The sequence below is a fragment of the Pseudoalteromonas sp. SG43-5 genome (assembly GCF_014164345.1).
Lineage (GTDB): Bacteria > Pseudomonadota > Gammaproteobacteria > Enterobacterales > Alteromonadaceae > Pseudoalteromonas > Pseudoalteromonas distincta.
The window spans coordinates 126,557-148,486 of record NZ_JACJFA010000004.1; the positions used below are offsets into that span (position 1 = coordinate 126,557).

Here is a 21,930-nt window from a genome sequence, read left to right on the forward strand (position 1 = left end):
GAGCTGCCATTAAGTTTTCGTTCAGTTAAAAGCGCCTAAGTTGCCCACCTGACTCACTATTCTAATAAAAAGTGAGCATTACCAATAAAGGTAAATTTCCAACAAGTAGGGTTCTTTCATGAAAAAATCAACTCTTGGTTTAGCTGTAATCGCAGCATTTCCAATGTTCTCAAGTGTGCAAGTTCTTGCTGCTGAAGACTCAGCACAAGCAATCGAAAAAATTCAAGTAACGGGTTCTCGCATTAAGCGCGCAGATATGGAAACCGCTAGCCCAGTTACTATTATCGGTGCTGACGATATTGCTGCTTCAGGCGCAGTATCAGTAGATTCTGTACTACAAAAAATGACCGCTACAGGCGGCGCAATGACAAACCCAGGTATCAATAATGGTTCTGGTGGTAATGCATCAATTGATTTACGTGGTTTAGGTTCACAACGTACTTTAGTACTTGTAAACGGCCGCCGTATGATCAACTCAGGTACAGGCGCAGCTTCTACAGTTGATTTAAATACTATCCCAGTATCTATGATCAAGCATATTGAAGTGCTTAAAGATGGCGCATCTGCTGTTTATGGTACTGATGCTGTTGCGGGTGTTGTAAATATTATCTTAAAAGATAACTTTGAAGGCTTAGACCTTAATGTTAAATCAGCAATCACTACTGAAGGTGATGCAGATGAAACGTCTTTTGATATTACAATGGGTGGTAACTTCGGTCGTGGTAACGTTGTAATCGGTTTGCAGTACACAGACCGTGGCGATGCTTCTCAGGCTGATCGTAGCTTTTCTGATTGTCCATTAACTGAAGATGGCGATGGCAGTGCTCCGTACTGTTCTGGTTCTTCTTATACTCCTAATGGTCATGTTTGGTCAGGTGATGAATCTTTACAAGGTCAAGCTGATAATGGTTGGCACGACTTTGGTACTAGTGATGCTTACAACTATTCGCAATCTAGCTACTTATACACGCCAATGCGTCGTTTAAACCTTACAGGTATTGGTAGTTTTGATTTAACTGATGAAACGCGTTTATACTCTGAGTTTACATACTCAAAACGTTGGTCAGAGCAGCAACTAGCACCTCAACCAGTATGGTTCGACTTTGACTACGCTGAGTGGATGGGTGATTCTTTAATCGACCAAAATATTAATTACGGTGATGAAGTTTCTTACGGCCGTCGTATGGTTGACACTGGTACACGTGATTCATCTCAAGTAGTTGATACAGTTCGTTCTGTTATCGGTGCTGCAGGTTATTTAGATAACGGTTTAGAGTGGGATACATCAGTAATTTTTGGTCGTAATGACTCAGTAGATCGCTTAAGCAACCTTCACAATATGGGTTCAATTCAAAGCGAAATTGAAGCTGGTAACTTTAACCCACTTTCACAAGCTTCATGGTCAAGCAGTAGCTTTAGTGATTATGTTTACACTGAGCAAAACTCAGGCGGCAGTCAATTATTTATGATTACAGCTGCGCTTTCTGGTGAGTTAATGGAAGTACCTGCGGGCTTTGTAGGTTTTGCTGCAGGTCTTGAACGCCGTGAAGAAAAAGCGTGGTACACACCAGATTCGATCACTTCACAAGGTCTTGCAAATGATCCACGCGTTGATGCAACAAGCGGTCGTTTTGATGTAAACGAAGCATACCTTGAGCTGGCTATTCCTTTAGTTGCAGATGCTTATCTTGCACAAAATGTAGAATTAAGCGCTGCGATCCGTGCTTTTGATTACAGCACATTTGGTTCTGATGAAACGTGGAAACTTGGTTTAACTTGGCGTGTAAACGACGAATTAATGCTTCGTGGTGTTCGTTCTACAGCTTTCCGTGCTCCTACAGTTGCTGAGCTATACTCAGGTGATTCTCCATCTTATGAGCAAGTTAGCTTCACCGGTGCACAAGATCAGGCTGAAGTAACCGTTGGTGGTAATGACCAATTAACACCTGAATTAGCTGATACAGTTACCGTTGGTGTAGTTTACGAACCAGAATGGTTTGAAGGTTTCTCAATGACGTTAGATTACTACGACATTGAAATCGAAAACGCTATTGCTACAGTAAACAACCAATACATTGTTGATTCATGTCTTGCAACAGATGGCTCTTTAGCGAATCAATCAACAGCACTTTGTAGTTCAGCAAATATCGATTTTAACCAAAGCACAGGTCGTATCGCGTTTAATAACCAACTACAAAACGTAGGTTATGAGCAAACAAAAGGTTATGACTTAAACTTAAATTACAAATTTGATTTAGCTGGCCTTGCTTGGAATACGTCATTAGATGTTACTTACCTTGACGAGTACACTGTTGATGTTATTGAATCAAGCATTGATTACGCTGGTTTAATTACTTCTGGTATAGGTGGTTATGCTGACGTAAAAGCAAACTTTGAGCTAGATGTTAAAGGTGATGCTTGGTCTGCTAACTACAAAGCACGTTACATTGCAGGAATGGATAGCTACAGCTGTTTAGGTAAAGAATCTACATGTTATGCACCAACAACACCATCTGTTGTTTACCATGATGTGAGCGGTTCTTACTTTATCAGTGACATGGTTTCGTTAACTGCAGGTGTAAATAACTTATTCGATAAGCAACCACCATACTACTCAGGTAACAACGATTCTAATACTGACCCGTACACATATGATGTACTTGGCCGTCGTGTATTTGCTGGTGTAAATGTTAAATTTTAACTAGCACATTAATCTTATTAAGGCTCAGTATTTACTGAGCCTTTTTTATTGAACAAAATAAAGGAGGCAAGTACACTAAAACGATATTTTAGAAGGAGAACTAATTGTTAAAACAAGATGAAAACTTATCTTTTGTCATTGAACCAGAACTAACTCCTCGTTCTGAACAGCGCATAGATCTGTATTTTTCTATCCCTAATGAAATGGGGATCAATCCGCAAACACTTACCGAAGAATCTTACTTTAATAACCACTTTAAATCACACCTAGCGTATAACGCTAACAATATACACTTGCCTTTAGTGCGAAGCCGTTTTGTTAGTAAAAACAAAGGTGAGCAACAAGATTACCGGCAAAACCTTAATTTATTTTGTTACCAAGTACGTTTAGCCCTTGATGCCGATATAAAAGACGCGTTAAAAATTGATGAAGCCGAAGACTTTTATAAACGTGCTAAAGAGGTATATGAGCAAAGCGAAGGGCTTTTAAAAAAGCTGCGTCGCTACACACCAGATGACGAAAAACTACTGCCATTTTTTACCAATGCTGATAACTATTTAAGTTGGCATGTTGAGCAATCTTTTTTAAAGCTTTTAGATGAAGGCCCACGTAGTAGCGATTATGCAAAAGAGCGTAACGATTTACTGCAGTTTTGTAAAAGCGAAAATACGTATCGAGCAGAGAAAAGCTACAACTCTGAAACAACCATGCAAGACGCAAATCGAATAACAAATAAAATGCGCTTGTTACAACGCTTAATTGAGCACGGCGTAATATTACAGCGTCAAACGCGGTTTCTTAACAGCTACCTTAAGCGATTAGTTAAAGGCACTGTTACAGCCGTTATCATGGCATTTGTGATGGTTGTAATACTCAATGCTCGCTCAACGTTTACGGAAGTCACCGCGACGCTTATTTTAATTTTAGGGGTTATTTACGGGCTACGTGAAATATTTAAAGAAGATATTACACGTATGATTTGGCGAGCCATTGTACAAGGGCGACCTAAGTGGCGATTTAGTTTTAAAAATAGTATTACCAAAGACAAAGTAGCGAGTCAGTTAATTTGGCTTGAATACATGCGCTTTAAAAAAATACCTAAAGAAGTGAAATCTATTTTTTCAAAACGTCGTCAACAAAATAAACAAGCTGCGCAGTGGTTACACTTTGCAAGTGAGACACGTGTTAGTGCGAAAGAATTTTTGCCCGGCTACGATACACTACAGCACACGCTACAATTTAATCTTGCACCATTTGCACGTTATTTAAAACGTGGTGAAGGGAAGCTATATCATTTAGACAGTAATAAAATTTCTAAGCAGGCTGTAGAAAGGCGTTATCAATTAAACATGGTACTTGTGCTAACTGAGGAAGATAAAACACTTTATCAACGCTATAAAATAACGTTAAATCGCAGTAAAATCGTTAATATTGAGCTTATCTACTCCAAAAAATGAGTTTAATTAATTTTAAAAGGGGCTGATACAATAAGCCCCTAATATTTGGTCACTTTATTTATTAGCTAAGCCATGTTTGCTATATAAAGTTACTTTGTCTGATACTAGCGTGATCTCGATATTTTTTGCTTCATCGCCCCATACACAGTTAGTATGTAGTGTTTTTTCAACACAGTTATCAGCACTGCCTAAAATAGTTTCAACTTCAGTCTTATCCATGCCTACTTTAATTTTTTCATAATTTTCAAGACTTACCTTAGAACAAGCCGCAAGGCTTAATGTAGCTGCGATGATAAGGAGTTTTTTCATTGTTATATCCTACTTAATATTAATGTTTGAATTTTCTGATCTGGACAATCATGCCCATTCGTGGATGGTCAAAGTAATGTACTTCACCACTAATTACACGTCTAAACTGAGAAAAACGGGCTGACTCTATATCGCCGTTTTCTAGCTTTTGGCTAATATCAAAATTAGCTGTTATGTATAAATAATGTCGTAAATGTATTTTAAATAAACCGTCTAGTTCCCATTCTGCTTTTGATTGATCTGGGTCGTTAAATAGCGCCGGTTGTGAATTCAATAAATTTACAAAATCAGGGTTTGAATAGCTAGGTGTTACATTGGGTTCATTTTTAAGATGCTTACCCGCCATTAAATGCATGCTTGGGGCGCGTGACTTGCTTGCACCTTCAAAGCGCCAGCCAGTATGTAGAATAGGTGTTAAGCCTTTGCGGTCCAGTTGCCTATATTGCGCTTTAAATTGCAGCTGTTGCGGCGCTAATAAATAGGTTTGCTGCATATCATCTTTAGCGGGTGCTAAAGGCGTTACAGGTAGCTCATCGTAGCTTTGTAGGTAGTCAATACTGTTGTCACATACACCCGATTGCGGGTTTGAATTAACTAATGAATCAGTAAAAGTGCGTTTTTGAAAACGCTCATCGCCATCTATGCAGGCCTGCATTGCTTGTTCAGTGTAAAGAGGGGTCAGTAAGTCTAGCGTATTTTTATCTTCAATAGCTTTGTGCTTAAGGCTAAAGTCTTCTTGTAAATACGGGGCAGGGCGCTGTTTAAATACAAGCACCTCAACCTCAAACCAGCGTTCTGCAAATGCAGTGCTGCTAAATAAGCAGCATAAAACAATAAGCGATTTTTTTAGCAACATTAATGGCTAACCTTTTTTTCGAAATCTGCAATCATTGCAGTGACCATTTTTAAGCGTTCGCGGGCATTTGCCTCACTAATTGCAAAGCGCAGTTTATTTGCGCCATCCATTTTGTACACCTTAGGTGCACTTTGTATCAAGCCAATGATGAAGCTAGGGTTAACCTTGGTATCTTGGCTAAACTCAAAGTAACCACCTTTTGGGTTTGCCTCAATTTTAGTTATACCTAAACTACTAGCTTTCATTTTTAATAATTGTAGGCTAAATAGGTTTTTAGCAGCATCAGGTAGTAAACCAAAGCGGTCTATTAGTTCTACCTGTAGTTCATCCATATCATCAAGGTTAGCACAACTTGCAATTCGCTTATACATACCCAAGCGTGCATTAACATCGTGTATGTAGTCATCAGGTAGTAATGCAGCGAGCTTTAAATCTACTTCGGTTTGTTTTTGAAGTAGGTTTTCAAGCGTTGGCTCTTTACCTTCGCGCAGCGCATTTACGGCTTGTTCGAGCATTTCCATATACAAACTAAAGCCAATGGTTTGCATTTGGCCTGATTGATCATCGCCAAGTAGCTCACCCGCACCACGAATTTCTAAATCGTGTGTAGCGAGGGCAAAACCTGCACCTAAATCCTCTAATGATTCAATTGCTTGTAAGCGTTTACTCGCATCTTTAGAAAGCGCTTTAGGATCACCTGTTAGTAAGTAGGCATACGCTTGATGGTGGCTTCGCCCAACTCGTCCACGTAATTGGTGTAACTGGGCAAGGCCGAGTTTATCTGCTCTGTCCATGATAATGGTATTAGCCGTAGGCACATCAATACCGGTTTCGATAATCGTGGTACATACCAGCACGTTGTATTTTTGATGGTAAAAGTCAGTCATTATTTGCTCAAGCTCTTGCTCGCGCATTTGACCATGGGCTGTAGTCACACTGGCTTCAGGTACCCATTCACTAATTTCTTGTGCAACACGCTCAATAGTTTCTACGTTGTTATGTAAAAAGTAAACTTGGCCACCGCGTTTAATTTCTCGCAGTACTGCTTCGCGTATAAGTTCTACATCGCGTTGGCGTACAAAGGTTTTTACCGCTAAACGTTTCGCCGGTGGCGTTGCGATTATCGATAAATCGCGCATGCCGCTCATGGCCATGTTGAGTGTACGAGGTATTGGCGTTGCAGTCAGTGTGAGTATGTCTACATCGGCGCGCAGTGCTTTAATTTTCTCTTTTTGGCGAACACCAAAGCGATGCTCTTCATCAACAATTAACAATCCTAAATCGTTAAATTTAATGTCTTGTTGAATAAGTTTATGCGTGCCAATAACTATATCGAGCTTACCATTGGCCATTTTTTCAAGTGTGTCTTTTTGCTCTTTAGTGGAGTTAAAGCGCGAAAGCACACCTACTTCAATAGGAAAATCAGCAAAACGGTCTTTAAAGTTTTCATAGTGTTGTTGAGCGAGCAAGGTAGTGGGCACTAAAATAGCTACCTGCTTATCATCGTTAACTGCTACAAAAGCAGCGCGCATGGCCACTTCTGTTTTACCAAAGCCTACGTCACCACACACTAAACGATCCATCGCTTGTTTTGATTGCATATCACCTAATACGGCTTCTATGGCGTTGCGCTGATCGTCAGTTTCTTCAAACGGAAAGCTATCGCTAAATTGTCGATATGCGGGGGCATCTAGAGTAAATCTATTACCAGGTTTTGCTTGGCGCTGAGCATAAATGTCGAGTAATTCTGCGGCTACATCGCGAACTTTTTCAGCAGCACGTTTTTTTGCTTTTTCCCATGCATCTGAGCCAAGCTTATGCAGTGGGGCGCTGGCTTCTTCACCGCCAGAGTAACGACTCAGCATATGCAATGCAGATACTGGCACGTACAATTTAGCTTCACTTGCGTAAGTAATCGTAACAAACTCAGTAACTACACCTGCAGCATCAATTGTTTGCAACCCCTGATAACGGCCAACACCGTGATCAAGATGCACAACAGGTTGACCTTCTTTAAGCTCGGCTAAATTACGAATTAGCGCATCTTGGCTGGCTTCGTACTTGTGCTTGCGGCGTCTGCGCTGAGATACTTTTATGCCAAGCAGTTCTTGCTCGGTAATAATAGAAAGGCTTGGTTTAGTGCCAAGTACTACACTTTGCTCGAGCGGACTTACTATTAAGCCTACGTCACTTGTACTTTTTATAAATTGTTCGAGTGTTTCAAATTCTTTAAATTTTAAACCGCTTGGTTTTAAAATGCTCAGCAATGATTCGCGACGACCGTCCGATTCAACACTGAGTAATATGCGGCCTTTTTTCTTTTTTTGCTCTGCTACATAATTTATAAACGCGCCATAAGGTTCATGCTGTTTATGATCAATTCGAATGGCTGGCAGCTCGCTAACGCTTAAGTTTTTATTACCCGCTTTAGTGCCAAGCTTTGCAAGGGATAATCTAATACGTGCAAAATTGCCTAAATTAGAAAACAGCTCTTCAATAGGCTGATAAAGCGCATTGGGTTCAAGTAATGGACGAAGTGGGTCAACTCTGCGGTTTTCATAGCGTACATTTACATCGTGCCAAAAGTTATCTGCCGCGTGCTCTAAATCACCCAGCTGCATAACGGTTGTTGTATCTGGCAGGTAGTCAAAAATAGTCGCGAGCTTTTCAAAAAACAACGGCATGTAGTATTCAATACCTGCAGGCCAGTTACCTTTGCTTACTTGCATGTATACTGAATCTTGCTGCGAGCTTGCGCCAAATTTTTCACGGTAGCTTATTCTAAAGCGTTCTATATCAGCGTCGTTAGTAGGAAATTCATGCGCTGGAAGTAGCTCAATTTTATCTACTTTTTCATCAGAGCGCTGTGTTTCTACATCAAATAAGCGAATGGTATCGAGTTCGTCATCAAAAAAGTCGAGTCTGAATGGGTGTGGGCTACCCATTGGGTATAAGTCAACGATAGAGCCGCGTATAGCGTATTCGCCGTGCTCCATTACTTGTTGAACATTTAAATAACCGGCTTGCTCTAAATTGTCACGAAAGTTATGAGTGTCTAGTTTGTCGCCTACTTTAAAGTTTATTGTTGAACCGTAAATAAATGAGGCCGGGGCTGTGCGCAACATTAAAGTAGATACAGGCACAATTAACACACTTTGTTGTTCTTTTTTTAAGGTGTTTAAAGTGGCCAAACGGGCTGAAATAATATCTTGATGGGGAGAAAAATGATCGTATGGCAGAGTTTCCCAATCAGGAAATACCATGACTGGGTTATCGGGTAATAAATATTCTAATTCTGTTTCAAGGCGCAGTGCACTTGGTGTATCAGGCGTAACAATTAAGACTAAGTTATCTTGTTGTTTAACGCCTTCAGCAATAGCAATACTTAAACCACTTCCGCTTAGCTGGCCCCATTGAATTTTATCTTTATGAGATTTTACCCAAGGCAAGGCTGCCCATTGCTCAAACGCCATTTATTACTCCATTTATAGTTGGCTCTTAGCAAGTAAGAGCCATCTTGAGTTAAGGTTACTTAGTCTCGGTATATTTTTGTTAGGTCTTTATAGTGATCAATTCGTCTATCACGTAAGAAAGGCCAAATACGTCTTACGTTTTCTGAGCGTTTTTGATCAATTTCTACTACTAAAATTTGCTCATCAGTATTATTAGCCTCTGCTAATAGTTCACCTTGTGGGCCTGCAATAAACGAATTGCCCCAAAACGAAATACCATCGCTTTGCGCACTAGGGTCACTTTCATGGCCAACGCGGTTACAGCTAATTACCGGCACGCCATTGGCAACAGCATGGGCACGCTGGCTAATAACCCACGCATCTTTTTGACGAGTTTGCTCAGCAATGTCGTCGTTAGGATCCCAACCGATAGCAGTTGGGTAAATTAATACCTCAGCGCCAGCCATTGCCATTAAACGTGCAGCTTCAGGAAACCATTGATCCCAACATACTAGCACGCCTAATTTACCCACCGAGGTTTGAATAGGCTCAAAACCGATATCACCTGGGGTAAAGTAAAATTTTTCGTAAAAACCTGGATCATCAGGAATATGCATTTTGCGGTATTTACCTGCAATACTGCCGTCTTGCTCTAATACAACCGCAGTATTGTGATAAAGGCCCGTAGCGCGTTTTTCAAATAAAGACGCGACAATAACAATGCTTAGCTCTTTAGCAAGCTCACCTAAGGCATTACTGCTAGGGCCTGGAATGGTTTCGGCTAAATCAAATACGTCAACATTTTCGGTTTGGCAAAAATAGAGGCTTCGGTGTAGCTCTTGGAGTACAACCAGTTTTGCACCTTTTTGAGCGGCTTCACGAATGGCACTTATTGATTTTGCCATATTGTCCTTTGCGTTATCGGTATTGCTTTGTTGCACTAACGCAACGGTTAATTTTGCAGGGCTTGTCATTGTGCTGCTCCAGCTAAAAATCCACGAGGTAATTGCATTGTAATACAGTGCAGGCTGCCAAATTGTTCAATGATTGGTTGGCAATTTACGCCAATAATAGTGTGTTGTGGGTATGCTTTTTGAACTTGTGCAAGAGCACGTTCATCATTGGCATCATTATACGTTGGCACAAGCACAGCATTATTAATAATTAAGTAGTTAGCGTAGGTAGCCGGTAAGCGTGTTTGCTCATCGTCATAAGCGGCTTTTGGCCACGGTAACTCAATTAAGTTATATGGGGTGTTATCGGCAGTTTTAAAGGTTTTTAGTTGTTTTTCCATCGCATCAAGTGCGCTAAAATGCTCATCAGTTTTATCGTCACACTGCACATATACAAGGGTATTATTTGGAGCAAAACGCACTAAAGTATCAATGTGGCTGTCGGTGTCATCGCCCGCTAAATAGCCATGTTCAACCCATAAAAAACTCGTCGCGCCTAAGTGCTCTTTCAAAAGTGCTTCAATATCATTTGGGTTTAAATCAGGGTTACGGTTTTTATTAAGCAAACACTCACTGGTTGTTAGCAACACACCGTGCTCGTTTATTTCAATACCGCCACCTTCAAGTACCATATCGAGCGCTTGATATTGGTTGTTTGTGCTACTTAGCTCTTTTACCAAAGTACGATTAATTTGATTGTCTAATGTGCTTTCAAACTTATTGCCCCAACCATTAAAAGTAAAATCATATACTTTTAATTGTTCTGTTGAATCAATAGCGGCGCAAGTAAGCGGACCATGATCGCGCGCCCAGGTATCGTTAGTAGGCGTTACTACAAAATGAACACGATTAAGAGAGACGTTAGCACTATTTAGTAATGCTGTAATATGCACTTTTAAGGCACTGTTATGCGCCACAATAACAAGCTGTTGCTGCGTTGTTATGTGTTTAGCAAGTTCAATATATACAGGTTCTACACGCGCTAAGTTGTCGGCCCAATCGGTGTCTTTGTGAGGCCATGTAAGCATAACAGCGTCTTGCTCGGCCCATTCTGGTAAAAGTCTAAAGTTCATGAATTTTATATACTAATTAAGATGGCGCTAGTTTAGCATTTTACATAAAGATGTCAGCTAATTATCACTGTTTAGGTCGCCTTGGTTTTGATCAAGTTCTTGACGTTTTTTAAGTTGGCGGGTTTGAGCATGTAAACTCGCTCTAACAATAAGTTCTTGGTCAGTAGTTCTAATTGCGGTAAAGAGCATAGTGTATTGGTAGTGTTCGCTATCTTGTTTTTCTACTGCTACAACTTCGGTGTAACAATAAACCGCAGAGGCCTCGTGGTGCAAAAACAGTTTGGTTCTAAATGCTTGGCCAATTGAGTGTACTTCAGGTGATGTAAAACGAATACCGCCACCGCCGTAGCTATCACATTGAATTGCATTATCTTGCGCTTGTTCTGAGGCCAAAATATGGCTCATTATTAAATCTATTTTACGTGACTGCGCTTGTAAAAAAGTAGCTAGCTCTTGTGCTATATCGCCTAAGTTACGCAGTGGGCGTAACGAGCTTTGCTCAAGCTCACTTACTTCATTTGCTAATCTAAATAGTGGGGGAATGTCGTCTTCAAGCTCAAGCTGCGATTTAGGAACTTGTCCGTTTGATACGGGAAATAAATTTACTCTTATACTTTCATTAATTTGAAAGTACTGCTCAAACTCACCTAATCTTTCACTATTCATTATGTTCTCCACCACGTATTTATTTAATAGTAGCGTTGTGAGTACTAAATTGCTAGCAGATAAAATAACGCATAGCGGGCTAAATGCTTTGTTTACATTCAATTTTTAACATACTAATTATGATAATAAATACACTAAGAGATATTTAGGGGTAGTTACAAAAAAGCGGCCAATGTCATCCTAACATTGGCCGCTTGGGTATTGATTCATCAGCGTGTACTTATTTAAGTAGATCGGCTAATTCATGTAAATCTTTCACAACGTGATCTGGTTTTTTAGCTAATGGGTAAAGTGCTTTACCTGGGCGTGCTATAAAAGTGGTTTGTAAGCCTGCTTCTTTTGCACCAGCAACATCCCAGCCATGGGCTGCAATCATCATTGCTTCATTTGGTGCTACGTTTAGCTTTTTAAGTACCCACTCATACGCACGTAAGTCTGGTTTGTAAATTTTAATATCTTCAATGCTGTAACGCGCATCAAAGTAAGACATTAAACCAGCGCTTTCAAATTGTGCCTTTACACCTTTGTTTGAAGAATTTGTAAGGCTTACTAACTTATAGCCCTGTGCTTTGAGTTTTGCCAGTCCTTCTTTAACATCGCTGTGGGGAGGAAGCGTTAAAAGAGGCGTAACAATAGCTGTTTTAGCTTGTTCACTTGTAATATCAATGTTGTTGTTTTGAGCAACCATAAGAAGTGACGCCACACCGATTTGCCCAAAGTCGTGGTAACTACCGCTTACTGTATCTACTAATGAATGATGCAGCATAGTTGAAAACCACAGTGGTAATAAATCTTCACGTCCGCCTAGCGCTTTACCAATAGAGGTACGCATTGACGTTAAATCAAGTAGGGTTTCGTTTACATCAAAAATAAGCACTTTAGGTTTTGCTTGTTCTTTTGGTTCATCAGCGACTGCATAACCAGATACAAGGCTTGTGCCCAGAAGTAGTGAAAGAGTAAGTGTTTTTAACGATTTTAAAATAGACATTAATTATTCTCCGATTCAAGTGCTGTCATAACATCAATAGGTTCTGCGCGTAGGGTGTAATCTTCGCTTAAAAATGCGTATGTAATAACACCTTCTTGGTTTATCACATAGGTGGCCGGTAGCGGTAATTTAAAGCTTTTATCGCCGTAGTAGTGTTCAAAATCAATACCAAATTGTGTATATAACGCTTGAATACGCTCATCAAGTGTAAACAATAAACCAAATTGCTCAGCTACTTTATTGCTCACATCGCAAAGCACGTCAAATTCAAGGTCGTTTTTTTGTGCAGTTGAGAGAGTTTCATCAGGTAGTTGTGGTGATATTGCGACTAACTGAGCACTTTGAGTTTTAAATTGTGGTAAGTAGTCGTTAAGTGCTTTTAGTTCTAAATTACAATATGGGCACCAGCCACCACGATAAAAGCTAATAATTACCGGGCCTTTTTTTAATAAATCTGCAAGCTCAATGTTTTCGCCGTTATGGTTGGCTAAGCTAAAGTTTTCTACTTTTTGACCAATTTGCAATGCATTGTCTTTTATATGCTGTGCAATTAGCTCTTCGTTTGTAGTGTTCATTAGTGCCAAAACGTCAGCTGGCAATTTGGCATCTTTTTGTACGTTATAGGCATCTATTTGCGCTTTTAAACTCATGATTGAACCTCAATAATTAGACTATTTGCAATTATAGTGTTTTACATATTTAAATAAACATTGCAATACTGAAAGCTTCATTCGAAAATATTAAACATTGAAAAGTGCACAATGGCATCTTTATGTATAATTTAAGCGACCTAGAAACATTTATAGCTGTAGTTGAAAACAAGGGCGTACTTGCTGCTGCCCGCGAGCAGCGTTTATCGCCTGCAACGGTGAGCCATCGCTTAAGTAAACTAGAGCGTGAGCTTGCTACAGTACTTGTTTTTAGAGATAGCAGGCGAGTACGGTTATCTCCCGCAGGTGAAATATTTTATACGCGTGTGGGGGCTATAATAGAAGCCCTTCACGATGCTGAACATAGTATTGGCGCGCGCAGCTCATCGGTGAGTGGTTTACTACGCGTGACCATGCCGCCTTGGGTTTTTTCAAAATACGTAATGCCTAAACTCAATGAGTTTGAGCAAGCTTACCCTGAACTAAAGCTTGATTTTTTAATAACGGATCATTTTGTAAATGTAGTTGATGACGCGCAAGATGTTGCAATTAGGGTGGGAAAATTAAATGACTCAGGATTACTTTCTCGTAAAATCGTAAACAATAGTCGCATACTGTGTGCAGCCCCTAGCTATATAGAAAAGTACGGCATGCCTGAAAATTTAACGCAATTGAGTGAGCATTATTGGGTTTGCCTGCCGTGGCAACGCCAGTTAAAGCTTTTTGACGAACACAAAAAAATACATACCTTTAATGCTAAAACTCGTTTTACTATTTCAAACTCTGATAATATGACACAAGCTGCCATTGCAGGTCATGGTATTGCTATTAAATCAAAAATAGCGATTAATGAAGATCTTAAAAACGGTATTTTGGTTGAAGTTATGCCTGGGGTAATGGCACAAGATGATGCACCGGTTTGGTTTTTACGTCCGCAAAATAGTTTAACAACCCGCAAAACCGATGTATTTTATGATTTTATGAAATCACTATTTTTGAGCTGCGAATAAGCGTTTAAATGAGCGTTTTACTCCAGTTAAAAACAAATAACCAGTAAGCTCTGCAAGCAAGGCAACAATTATGGCTGCAACAATGGCGGCTATAATAGAGTCTTTTTTCAAAATGATTTGACCTTCAAAGCGTTGCCATACTTGTTGCTTTATATCGCTCATGCCACTGATCATAGTAAATATATACGGAGATTTCTCAAACCTATTTACGGCTATCTGTAAATCTTGCTGTCGCTCGTAAAGAGTACTGATATTACTTGCCCCTTTGTTCACAATTTCATCATCAATATTTTGATAGTGTTTTATTAGCTTAGTTAAATCATTATTGAAATACTTAGCTGCATCGCTTTTAAAAGGCGCAACGGCATTATTAGCTTCAATTAACTGGGCTGATAATGCTTGGCCAAAGTCACTTACAAATGCAGGTATTTGCACTCCAAGTAGTAAACCGAATGCAAAGAAACTAAGTCGTATATAATCTAAAAGTTTACTCATTTATCTTCCTATGCATTTAAATAACCCAGAATTAACATTTGAGCTTGTTTTTATGTCAAAAACTCGTAATCTATTGGGGCGTGTTAACCTTTGTGGATTGAACCCAAAGGGCAGCGCATGTTTGGCATTTATGCTGCGTTATCACTTATTTATGGGGAGTAACCACACTACATAGGCTCTGCCTTGCCTAAATACCAAACGTACTGCTGCAAATTCAACCACGAAAGGCCAACACGCCCTAATAATAAAAATAACAACAGGTGGATGTTAAGGATGACGAAAAAAGTAAAGTTCACGTCAACATTTGTTGATATTTCTAAACAGCTCAAACGTTTTGTATCGCGCATTGTTCAACCCGACGATGTAGAAGACATTGTGCAAGAAACTTTTGTAAAAAGCTATGAAGCTGATTTAAAACAAGACATCCAGTTTACCCGCAGTTATATGCTAAAAACAGCAAAACATCTAGCACTCAACCATATAGCTAAGTGGGACAATAAATTTAATGATTCGTTAGAAAACGATAACGAATTGCCCGTATTACTCAAATCAATGAAGCTCGAAGACGAATACACATCTAAAGAGCGTTTTTTACTTTTTTGTAGAGCTACTGAGCAACTAAGCTCATCGATTCGTAAATGCTTTATATTAAAAAAAGTTTACGGTATGAGCCAAAAAGAGATAGCAGACCAAATGCAGTTAAGCCAAAGCACTGTTGAAAAACACATTGCCAAAGGATTGTTACAAACCATGTTATACATGCGTGAACATGAGCAAAGCCCTCAAACGAACCTTAAAGCTCAAGCACATCCTATATCAGTTAAGAGGGTCGCAGAATGAGTAATGTTCATCAATTTAATTCAAAAGATTTAATCTTAGAAAAGTCATGTGATTGGATAAGCGCGATTGATCGTGGTTTAACTGATGATGAAAAAGAGCAATTTAAATTATGGATGATGCAAAGCACCGCACATCAAGACTCTATATACGAGCTTGCTCAGCTTTGGGATGAGCTTTCAGTATTAAACGAATTAAGTCATTTATTTCCTCAGCGCAACAATACTAAAACATCAAAAAACAAGTGGATGTTTTCTTACTCAATTGCAGCGAGTTTGTTTGCAGCGTTAATGGTATGCAGCTACTTATTAATTAACTTAGAAAATGGCTACAACCAAGAGCTTGCTAAAGTTAATTACACTAAAATTTACAAAACAAAAGTAGGCGAGCAAGCAACGTATGTATTGCCAGACGGCACCATAGTGCAGCTTAATACTAATAGCTTACTAGAAGTTGCTTATAGTAAAGGCCGCAGGCAGTTATTACTTAGTCGTGGAGAAGGGCGCTTTAATGTAGCAAAAGATGCCACGCGTCCGTTTAGTGTTATGGCTGGTGATAAAAGTTTTACCGCGTTAGGCACGGTATTTAATGTACAACGCAATACTTCATCAGATTTAGAACTGGTGGTTACTGAAGGCAAAGTGATGATCACTGATCCAAGTGTAGCGGTTGATGCAAATGACTTTAAAGATTATCAACTTGCAGATAATAGCACGAAAAAAATTCGTCAAATTAATGCCAATATTGTTACCTCAGGCGAAAAAGCAGTTATTGAGCAAAGTGTTACAAAACCAATTACGCAGCTTTCAATGAACGACGTACAACGCGATTTGGCATGGCAAAACGGGATGCTTATTTTTAATGGAGAAGAGCTAAGCGATGCTTTAAATGAAGTAAGCCGCTATACAGCCACACGTTTTGAGCTTTCATCAGCTGAGCTTGCCAGTATTAAAGTGGCTGGAGTATTTAAAGCCGGTGACGTTGAAGGTTTACTAGAAAGTTTACAAACTAACTTTTCGATTGATCATGAGCGTTTAGGTGAGCATGTAGTAACGCTAAAACACCATACAGAATCATAAGTAGACGTTATGCAAATCAAACTAATGTTAGGTAAAGTTACATCAATAAAGATTGAACGTAAAAAAAACATTAAAAAAAAGAAACAAACCCATAGAGGATTTTTGTTTGTCAGCTGTTTATATAAGTTGCGCAGTAACCAAACGCATTTATTGAGTGGATTTAGTGTGCTTGCACCGGCTATTTTTAGTTTAAGTGTACAAGCAGCAACACAAACCACTGGGCAAATGGTGCAATTTGATATAAAAGCGCAGCGAGCAGACAAAGCCTTAATTGAATATGCTAAACAAACAGAGCAAACCGTGGTGTTTTCTTATGAGTTGGCAAAGCAGTATGACGCAAATTCAGTTTATGGATTTTACACTCAGCTAGATGCTCTAGAGGCATTATTAGGTGGGACTGAGCTCGATGCGGTTGTTGATCAAAATGGTTTACTGAGTATAAAACTCAAACAAATCAACAGGAATGATAACAACATGATGAAGCTTTCAGCGGTCAGTGCAGCAGTATTACCAGCTTTACTTGCAGTAAATTCGCAAGGTGTAAACGCAGCAGAAGAAGTCGCTCAAGAAAAAATTGAAAAAATTGCTATTGTCGGTAGCCGTGTAGCAGGACGTTCAGTTGAAGATTTACCCGTTCCAGTAGATATCCTAAGTGCAGAAGCGCTTGAAAATACGGGCCAAACAGAAGTTGGTCGTATGCTACAGTCTATCGCCCCTTCATTTAACTTTTCAAGCTCTGCAATTAGTGACGGTACTGATGCTTTAAGACCTGCGACACTTCGCGGTTTAGGTCCCGATCAAACATTGGTGTTAATTAACGGCAAACGTCGTCATCAAGCAAGTATTATTCATATTAATGGCTCTGTTGGGCGTGGTACCGCAGGTACTGACATGAATGCAATTCCAGCTTCTGCAATTAAACGCATTGAAGTATTACGTGATGGCGCTGCTGCTCAGTATGGTTCTGATGCAATTGCAGGTGTTATTAATATTGTGCTCAAAGATGGTAGCGAAGGTGGTAAAGCGGCTATTAACTACGGTCAATATTCTGAAGGCGATGGCGAAACCATTAACCTTGATTTTAATAAAGGCTTTGCGCTAGGTGATGACGGTTATTTAAATACAACTATCAATTACCGTGACCGTGCACCGACTAACCGTGCCGGTTTACATGGCTCTTGTCAGTTTTATGGTTGTACAGAACTGAGTGACGGCACTTTACTTGCTGGCGATCCGCGTGAGCTGACAGCCGATCGTGATACCTTTAGAATTGGTGATGCTGATTCTCAGCAGTTTGGTTTAACAATTAATACCGGTTACGAGTTAGGTGATGGCGAGCTTTACGGCTTTATTACTTACTCAACACGCGAAAATGAGTCGGCTGCATTTTTCCGTCATAATGCAAATGCAGGCGGTAACCCAGTACTACAAGATAACGATGCAACGATTCCGCTAGGTTTCTTACCAAAAATCAACACAACTATCGACGATATCTCGTACAACTTTGGTTATAAAACTGAATTTGATAACGATGCAAGCCTTGATTTATCTTACACCTATGGTGAGAACAGCATTGATTACACTACAAGTGACACTATCAATGCCTCATACGCTAACTTTTTACGTTATGACCAAGGCTTAAGTGCAGCTGATATTCGTACAACTATTCCACGTGAAGCGTACGCTTACGGCATGGAATTATCACTGCAAACAATCAATATTGATTTTACGCAAAACTTTGATGATTATTCGTTAGCAATGGGTGCTGAAATACGTACTGATGAATACCGTATTTTAGAAGGTAATGAATATGCGTACCGCGATTACGACACATTAAATGGTGTAAGTATTTACAGCGGTTTAAGTGGCGGTGTTGGCTCTGAAGATGCATCGGGTGGTTCACAAGGTTTTGGTGGTTCATCACCTGCGTCTTCAGTGGATGAGTCACGTGATGTAATTTCATTTTACGTAGATGCAGAATCTTATGTAATTGAAGATGTGATTTTATCTGGTGCACTTCGCTACGATAACTACAAAGGTTTTGGCGATACAGTAAACTTTAAACTTGCTGGTAACTGGTCTATTACCGACGATATTTCATTACGTGGTGCATTAAGCTCAGGATTTAGAGCGCCTTCAATGCAGCAGCTTTACTTTAATAACGTAAGCACACAATTTGTTGTTGATACTAATGGGAATTTAGTTGCAGAAGAAGTTGGTACATTTAGAAATGATTCAACACTTGCGCAAAGTTTAGGTATTCCAAAACTTAAAGAAGAAAAATCACAAAACCGTAGTTTAGGTATTGTGTATAACGTTACCGATAATATTAATGTAACCGTTGATTACTACTCGATTGATATTGACGACCGTATTGTAATTAGTGATCGCTTAGGTAAAGGGTTATCTACAAGCCTTGATGCAGCACTAAATAGTGCAGGTGCTGGCGTAGGGCAGTTTTTCTTAAATGGTGCTGATACAGAAACACGTGGTGTTGATTTTGTAGCAACGTGGAACACTGAAGGTTTAGGCGGCACGCTTGATTTTACACTTGCAGCTAACTTTACTGAAACAGATGTTGTATCGTTGTTCTCTCCTGCTGGCTCAAGCCTTGAGACAGTAAAAGTAGAAGATATATTCTCAGCTGAAGACATCTCTATTATAGAAGAGTGGCAACCAGAGGACCGTATTAACTTAAGTGCGCTTTATCAACGTGATGATTGGACTGTTAACCTGTCACTTAATCGTTTTGGTGAATACACAGTAGAAGATGGTGGTCGTCAAACGTATGGTGCAGAAATTTTAACTGACGTTAAAGTTAACTACTTCGTTACTGAAGACTTATCAGTAAATATTGGTGCAAATAACTTGTTCGATGTTTACCCAGATAAAAATGAAATAGGTAACTCTCGCTCAGGTACTATTGTGGATGCTAGTGGCAACACAGTAATAAGTAGCTCAGGTGTGTTTGACTACTCACGTCGTTCGGCTCCATTTGGATTTAACGGTGCTTACTACTACGTAGGTGCAGAATACCGTTTTTAATTAATAACCTCCCTTTTGTTATTTAACTCAAAGGGCCGTAAGGCCCTTTTTTAGGTTTTAGCTTGGGCTGATTTTATTTAGAAATCAAACTTATTGGATAATCATCGTATTGCTTAATATTATTCATTACATTCATTAAAGTATTATGTGTACTGTTTTCGTCTGCGGTTATAAGTACCGAACTTATTTCATATTCAGCCGCGAACATAGCTAAATTAGTCGCAACTTGCTCTAAATCAATTAACCTCCCAGAAAAATATACTCCGTTACTTTCATCAATTTTAAATAAAGCATTTTTAACAGGCTTATCTATTTGAGGGCTGTCGAGTGGTCGGTTTAATTCAATAGCCACAGGTTTTACAAAAGATGTAGTTACAATAAAGAAAATTAGTAATATGAACACTATGTCTAACATCGGGGTCATATCTACATCAGCATTATTTTGTAGTTTGGTTAGTTTTTTCATATTGGACCTTATTTTTGATTAAATGCTGCGGCGCCACAGCAAGGTTTTAGGTACCTATTAACAAAATTAGCACAGCAAAAATAAAGCGTGGTTAAATAAATATTCTAATAACATTAAATATTTGTACTAATTATGTATTTAAAATGTGGTGAAATAAGGCGGTGTTTATACCGTTCTGCTTATATATGGGGTCTATTTAGCATCGTTATAATGTAATGCAATTTGTTAAATTGCTTAAAAAACTATGTAGATTGGTATTAGAGGCAATAAAAAACCCAGCTCGAGGCTGGGTTCTAGTTATGCGCTATGTAAGCTTAATGCTTTTGCATACGGCTCATTTCTGCATGGCAGCTTTGCATTGTTAATAATGTTTTAGCCAGTGCAGCTTCGCAGTCAGCTGGTTGCGGTTTATCCATTGCTGCTTTAATTTCTTCAAGGGTTTTATCTTCTACCTCTTCAAGCTCTTTTACATACGTGCTGTCGTTGTGTGAGGTGAAAGTAGTCAATAGGGCTGTGTATGCACGTCGTGCTTCAACTGCGAAAGATGAGCCATCTTCGCGTTCGCCTTTTTCATTAATTGCATATGGCTGCAAGCGCTCAACACTCACTTTTCGGGCATCTATCATACGCTGAAAAAGTGCACCAATAGCAGGGTCTTCAACTTTTTCCTGTGCTTTTTGATAAAAATCGATGCCGCTGTTCATAACTTGAATGATGTCAGTAATATGATTTACTTCTGATCCTTGATGGGTGTTCATAATGACCTCTTTAATTAAATGAATGTATAGTTCAATTTAATAAAAGCAATGTATGTTCCACGTTTCAATGGTTATGTAGTTATTTGATTTTATTGGTTTAATTTAATCTCAGTAGGGTGCTAAGTTAACAGGCAAAAAATTAACCTAGCAATTTTTACATTATATTGTGTAATAAAGTTATTTTAGCTCTTCAGCTACTTCAGCTACTTTTTGACGTAACCAAATGTGACTCGCATCGCGATGTAACAGTGGGCTCCAAATCATATCAAGCTCAAAAGGAGGAATTGGAAATGGTGGCTCTAAAATTTTAAGCCCCGGATCATCCAAATATATATTTGCGGCTTTTGAAGGAAGGGTCGCAATCAAATTTTTCTCTTTAGCTAAATGAATAGCTACATGGTAGTTACGCGTAAAAGTGGCAATATTACGATGCTTACCAAAGTGAGCAAGTGCTTCGTCAACCCAGCCAAGTTTTTGAACATCTTTAGGGTCCATGCCTACACCTACACCAAAACCTGTTTTACTCACCCATATATGGCGCGCTTTTAAATAGCTGTCGAGGCTAAAGTTTTCAATTATAGGATTATCGGCTTTTACTAAGCAGCAAAAACTATCTTTCCAAATACGTTTATGATGAAAAGACTGCGGTAAGTTTTCAAAACGGTTGATTGCCATATCTACTTTACCGTTTTCTACATCATGAAAGGTGACATCACTTGGTGTGAGTATATCTAAAGTAGTATCGGGGGCTTCTTCGTGCAATTTACTTAAAAGCTTTGGTGCTAATGTACTTGCAGCGTAATCACTGGCCATTATTCTAAACACACGCTTACTTTGGCTTGCCTCAAATTCTCGATTAGGAGCTAGAGTTTCTTCAAGGGTCATTAATATGCCACGAATAACGGGTTGTAACTCCAAAGCACGCTCGGTAGGCACCATACCATCGCTGGTACGAACTAAAATAGGGTCGTTAAATAAGTTACGAAGACGTTTAAGGCCATTACTCATTGCAGGTTGCGTTATACTCAATTGATTAGCAGCGCGTGTTACGTTGCATTCTCGAAGCAATGTATCGAGGTAAACGAGTAAATTTAAATCTATTTTACTTATATTCATTGTGTGTGTCCTTTAGCGC

The 21,930-nt window shown here is 39.3% G+C and carries 18 protein-coding genes; 6 read left to right on the plus strand and 12 right to left on the minus strand.

The genetic code is table 11. The features are described from left to right. Nucleotides 1-118 precede the first annotated feature (118 nt). Both H5161_RS06060 and H5161_RS06065 read left to right on the plus strand, forming a co-directional pair. Complete coding sequence (locus H5161_RS06060; protein WP_182768921.1) at nucleotides 119-2,701, plus strand: TonB-dependent receptor; 2,583 nt, start codon at nucleotides 119-121, stop codon at nucleotides 2,699-2,701. 104 nt (nucleotides 2,702-2,805) lie between these two features. Beyond that, a complete protein-coding gene (locus H5161_RS06065; protein ID WP_182725174.1) occupies nucleotides 2,806-4,158 on the plus strand; it encodes a hypothetical protein in 1,353 nt (450 codons plus the stop codon). 54 nt (nucleotides 4,159-4,212) lie between these two features. Here the strand turns inward: H5161_RS06065 and H5161_RS06070 are convergent, their stop codons facing one another. From H5161_RS06070 to H5161_RS06105, 8 genes are all read right to left on the minus strand, one after another. Continuing rightward, on the minus strand, nucleotides 4,213-4,467 hold the full coding sequence (locus H5161_RS06070; protein ID WP_024597375.1) for a lipoprotein: 255 nt from the start codon (nucleotides 4,465-4,467) through the stop codon (nucleotides 4,213-4,215). Nucleotides 4,468-4,486: 19 nt separating this feature from the next. Continuing rightward, entirely contained in the window at nucleotides 4,487-5,323 is an 837-nt protein-coding gene (locus H5161_RS06075) for a peptidoglycan binding protein CsiV (RefSeq protein ID WP_182768922.1), read from the minus strand. Continuing rightward, a complete protein-coding gene (mfd, locus tag H5161_RS06080; protein ID WP_182768923.1) occupies nucleotides 5,323-8,796 on the minus strand; it encodes a transcription-repair coupling factor in 3,474 nt (1,157 codons plus the stop codon). Before mfd ends, H5161_RS06075 begins: the two co-directional genes overlap by 1 nt. A 59-nt stretch (nucleotides 8,797-8,855) precedes the next feature. Continuing rightward, nucleotides 8,856-9,749: a carbon-nitrogen hydrolase gene (locus tag H5161_RS06085; protein WP_024597239.1), complete on the minus strand. Its 894-nt coding sequence runs from the start codon at nucleotides 9,747-9,749 to the stop codon at nucleotides 8,856-8,858. Beyond that, complete coding sequence (locus tag H5161_RS06090; protein WP_182695104.1) at nucleotides 9,746-10,801, minus strand: agmatine/peptidylarginine deiminase; 1,056 nt, start codon at nucleotides 10,799-10,801, stop codon at nucleotides 9,746-9,748. The genes H5161_RS06085 and H5161_RS06090 overlap by 4 nt, the downstream gene beginning before the upstream one ends. 57 nt (nucleotides 10,802-10,858) lie before the next feature. Further along, entirely contained in the window at nucleotides 10,859-11,467 is a 609-nt protein-coding gene (locus H5161_RS06095) for a PilZ domain-containing protein (protein ID WP_002961502.1), read from the minus strand. Nucleotides 11,468-11,687: 220 nt separating this feature from the next. Beyond that, nucleotides 11,688-12,455 (minus strand): haloacid dehalogenase type II, encoded by a 768-nt coding sequence (locus H5161_RS06100; RefSeq protein WP_182694434.1) that lies wholly within the window; start codon nucleotides 12,453-12,455, stop codon nucleotides 11,688-11,690. Continuing rightward, nucleotides 12,455-13,105, minus strand: coding sequence for a peroxiredoxin-like family protein (locus tag H5161_RS06105; protein WP_039490073.1), 651 nt, complete (start codon nucleotides 13,103-13,105; stop codon nucleotides 12,455-12,457). The genes H5161_RS06100 and H5161_RS06105 overlap by 1 nt, the downstream gene beginning before the upstream one ends. Before the next feature lie 122 nt (nucleotides 13,106-13,227). Here H5161_RS06105 and H5161_RS06110 point away from each other — a divergent pair, with 122 nt between their 5' ends. After that, entirely contained in the window at nucleotides 13,228-14,115 is an 888-nt protein-coding gene (locus H5161_RS06110; RefSeq protein ID WP_002961497.1) for a LysR family transcriptional regulator, read from the plus strand. On the opposite strand, the gene H5161_RS06115 is transcribed toward H5161_RS06110, so the two are convergent. Continuing rightward, nucleotides 14,095-14,610 carry a DUF2937 family protein gene (locus H5161_RS06115; protein WP_182768924.1) on the minus strand — a complete coding sequence of 172 codons (516 nt, stop codon included), beginning with the start codon at nucleotides 14,608-14,610 and terminating at the stop codon, nucleotides 14,095-14,097. The genes H5161_RS06110 and H5161_RS06115 overlap by 21 nt on opposite strands. A 273-nt stretch (nucleotides 14,611-14,883) precedes the next feature. Between H5161_RS06115 and H5161_RS06120 the strand changes: the two genes are divergently transcribed. The 3 genes from H5161_RS06120 to H5161_RS06130 are packed head-to-tail and all read left to right on the plus strand — an operon-like array spanning nucleotide 14,884 to nucleotide 19,571. Further along, on the plus strand, nucleotides 14,884-15,450 hold the full coding sequence (locus H5161_RS06120; RefSeq protein WP_024597233.1) for an RNA polymerase sigma factor: 567 nt from the start codon (nucleotides 14,884-14,886) through the stop codon (nucleotides 15,448-15,450). Continuing rightward, a complete protein-coding gene (locus H5161_RS06125; protein WP_024603563.1) occupies nucleotides 15,447-16,526 on the plus strand; it encodes a FecR family protein in 1,080 nt (359 codons plus the stop codon). Before H5161_RS06120 ends, H5161_RS06125 begins: the two co-directional genes overlap by 4 nt. Nucleotides 16,527-16,535: 9 nt before the next feature. Beyond that, nucleotides 16,536-19,571, plus strand: a complete 3,036-nt coding sequence (locus H5161_RS06130; protein ID WP_182768925.1) for a TonB-dependent siderophore receptor — start codon at nucleotides 16,536-16,538, stop codon at nucleotides 19,569-19,571. A gap of 73 nt (nucleotides 19,572-19,644) precedes the next feature. On the opposite strand, the gene H5161_RS06135 is transcribed toward H5161_RS06130, so the two are convergent. The 3 genes from H5161_RS06135 to H5161_RS06145 form a co-directional block, all read right to left on the minus strand. Further along, nucleotides 19,645-20,037, minus strand: coding sequence for a biopolymer transporter ExbD (locus tag H5161_RS06135; protein ID WP_039490063.1), 393 nt, complete (start codon nucleotides 20,035-20,037; stop codon nucleotides 19,645-19,647). Nucleotides 20,038-20,351: 314 nt separating this feature from the next. Further along, nucleotides 20,352-20,795 (minus strand): PA2169 family four-helix-bundle protein, encoded by a 444-nt coding sequence (locus tag H5161_RS06140; RefSeq protein WP_002961486.1) that lies wholly within the window; start codon nucleotides 20,793-20,795, stop codon nucleotides 20,352-20,354. A gap of 177 nt (nucleotides 20,796-20,972) precedes the next feature. Next, nucleotides 20,973-21,911 (minus strand): LysR family transcriptional regulator, encoded by a 939-nt coding sequence (locus tag H5161_RS06145; protein WP_002961484.1) that lies wholly within the window; start codon nucleotides 21,909-21,911, stop codon nucleotides 20,973-20,975. Nucleotides 21,912-21,930: the final 19 nt, after the last annotated feature.

Excerpts from the sequence above, each read along its gene's own strand:
- H5161_RS06085 (WP_024597239.1), bottom strand. The coding sequence starts at position 9,749 with ATGACAAGCCCTGCAAAATTAACCGTTGCGTTAGTGCAACAAAGCAAT.
- H5161_RS06095 (WP_002961502.1), bottom strand. The coding sequence starts at position 11,467 with ATGAATAGTGAAAGATTAGGTGAGTTTGAGCAGTACTTTCAAATTAAT.
- H5161_RS06075 (WP_182768922.1), bottom strand. The coding sequence starts at position 5,323 with ATGTTGCTAAAAAAATCGCTTATTGTTTTATGCTGCTTATTTAGCAGC.
- H5161_RS06120 (WP_024597233.1), top strand. The coding sequence starts at position 14,884 with ATGACGAAAAAAGTAAAGTTCACGTCAACATTTGTTGATATTTCTAAA.
- H5161_RS06125 (WP_024603563.1), top strand. The coding sequence starts at position 15,447 with ATGAGTAATGTTCATCAATTTAATTCAAAAGATTTAATCTTAGAAAAG.
- H5161_RS06090 (WP_182695104.1), bottom strand. The coding sequence starts at position 10,801 with ATGAACTTTAGACTTTTACCAGAATGGGCCGAGCAAGACGCTGTTATG.
- H5161_RS06140 (WP_002961486.1), bottom strand. The coding sequence starts at position 20,795 with ATGAACACCCATCAAGGATCAGAAGTAAATCATATTACTGACATCATT.
- H5161_RS06135 (WP_039490063.1), bottom strand. The coding sequence starts at position 20,037 with ATGAAAAAACTAACCAAACTACAAAATAATGCTGATGTAGATATGACC.
- H5161_RS06115 (WP_182768924.1), bottom strand. The coding sequence starts at position 14,610 with ATGAGTAAACTTTTAGATTATATACGACTTAGTTTCTTTGCATTCGGT.
- H5161_RS06060 (WP_182768921.1), top strand. The coding sequence starts at position 119 with ATGAAAAAATCAACTCTTGGTTTAGCTGTAATCGCAGCATTTCCAATG.
- H5161_RS06070 (WP_024597375.1), bottom strand. The coding sequence starts at position 4,467 with ATGAAAAAACTCCTTATCATCGCAGCTACATTAAGCCTTGCGGCTTGT.
- H5161_RS06145 (WP_002961484.1), bottom strand. The coding sequence starts at position 21,911 with ATGAATATAAGTAAAATAGATTTAAATTTACTCGTTTACCTCGATACA.
- H5161_RS06130 (WP_182768925.1), top strand. The coding sequence starts at position 16,536 with ATGCAAATCAAACTAATGTTAGGTAAAGTTACATCAATAAAGATTGAA.
- H5161_RS06110 (WP_002961497.1), top strand. The coding sequence starts at position 13,228 with ATGTATAATTTAAGCGACCTAGAAACATTTATAGCTGTAGTTGAAAAC.
- H5161_RS06100 (WP_182694434.1), bottom strand. The coding sequence starts at position 12,455 with ATGTCTATTTTAAAATCGTTAAAAACACTTACTCTTTCACTACTTCTG.
- mfd (WP_182768923.1), bottom strand. The coding sequence starts at position 8,796 with ATGGCGTTTGAGCAATGGGCAGCCTTGCCTTGGGTAAAATCTCATAAA.
- H5161_RS06105 (WP_039490073.1), bottom strand. The coding sequence starts at position 13,105 with ATGAGTTTAAAAGCGCAAATAGATGCCTATAACGTACAAAAAGATGCC.